The sequence below is a fragment of the Pontibacter sp. HSC-14F20 genome (genome assembly GCF_019599265.1).
Taxonomy (GTDB): Bacteria; Bacteroidota; Bacteroidia; order Cytophagales; family Hymenobacteraceae; genus Pontibacter.
Genome location: NZ_JAHZTC010000047.1, coordinates 1 through 659, shown reverse-complemented (window position 1 = coordinate 659; position 659 = coordinate 1). Strand labels below are relative to the sequence as shown.

Below are 659 nucleotides of genomic sequence, written 5' to 3'. Positions count from 1 at the left end.
ACTTTCAGGATCGACTCACCTTGCCTAAGGATCGGATCGGGAAAGTCGCGCCAGCTCAGGCCATCCGCGCCGCGTCGATCCAAAACTGCTGCCTTCATTTGCGTCTTCCCCACCAGAGTTTGAAACCTTCTCGCGTATTAGAATGCTAGTGTACCAGAAGCGAAAGATTGAAAGTGTCAACATTGCTGCGTTTGACCGCTGTGCGCGGAATAATCGCCCTTGCGGGCGGGCGAAAAAATAGTAAACTAGCACATCAAATAAACCCGTCAGTCGGGTGCCTCGTTTTGGCTTAGGGAGGACGGCATGGGGTTCGATGCAGCGAAGCACGCTCAGTCGATGCGCTCGCAAGGCTTCTGGATCGACAAGAATTTCGACGAATTTCTGCAAGTCAGCGCGACGTCGGCGCCGGACAAGCTTGCGTTGCTGGCCTATCGGATCGATCGCCCGACGGCGCCGATCCGACTGTCTTATCGAGAGTTGGCAGACCGGATCGCGCGAGCGGCGGCGTCCCTGAAGCGGCTCGGCATTGGGCGAGGCGACGTGGTTTCCGTGCAGCTTCCGAATTGGTGGGAGTTCGCTGTTGTCGCCCTTGCGGCATTTCGGGTCGGCGCGGTCGTCAACCCGCTCATGCCGATATTTCGAGAGCATGAGCTCAACTA

The 659-nt window shown here is 57.4% G+C and carries 1 protein-coding gene; it reads left to right on the top strand.

All coding sequences use genetic code 11. The annotated features are described in order from the left end of the window. Window positions 1-303: 303 nt before the first annotated feature. On the top strand, window positions 304-659 hold a 356-nt coding region (locus K3G39_RS20415), incomplete at its 3' end, for an AMP-binding protein (RefSeq protein ID WP_220628022.1).